The organism is Paracoccus sp. UBA5162, assembly GCF_002413585.1.
In the GTDB taxonomy this organism is placed as follows: Bacteria; Pseudomonadota; Alphaproteobacteria; order Rhodobacterales; family Rhodobacteraceae; genus Paracoccus.
Genome location: NZ_DHXG01000072.1, coordinates 16516 through 17100, shown reverse-complemented (window position 1 = coordinate 17100; position 585 = coordinate 16516). Strand labels below are relative to the sequence as shown.

Here is a 585-nt window from a genome sequence, read left to right as displayed (position 1 = left end):
ACGGCCATCTGGTCGCCGTCGAAATCGGCGTTGAAGGCGGAACAGACCAGCGGGTGAAGCTGGATCGCCTTGCCTTCGATCAGGATCGGCTCGAAGGCCTGAATACCCAGACGGTGCAGCGTCGGCGCACGGTTCAACAGAACCGGATGTTCGCGGATCACCTCGTCCAGGATGTCCCAGACCTCGGGGCGTTCCTTTTCGACCAGCTTCTTGGCCTGCTTGACGGTGCTGGACAGGCCCTTGGCCTCCAGCCGCGAATAGATGAACGGCTTGAACAGCTCCAGCGCCATCTTCTTGGGCAACCCGCACTGGTGCAGCTTCAGTTCCGGGCCGGTGACGATGACCGAACGGCCCGAGAAGTCGACCCGCTTGCCCAGCAGGTTCTGGCGGAAGCGGCCCTGCTTGCCCTTCAGCATGTCCGACAGCGATTTCAGCGGACGGCGGTTGTTGCCGGTGATGACGCGGCCGCGGCGGCCGTTGTCGAACAGCGCATCGACCGATTCCTGCAGCATCCGCTTTTCGTTGCGGACGATGATGTCCGGCGCGCGCAGTTCGATCAGCCGCTTCAGGCGGTTGTTGCGGTTG

General features: G+C 63.1%; 1 pseudogene. It reads right to left on the bottom strand.

Annotated features, from left to right (window positions below):
• Nucleotides 1-585 (bottom strand): annotated as a pseudogene (locus tag B4A72_RS10740) (DNA-directed RNA polymerase subunit beta'); the annotation flags it as partial.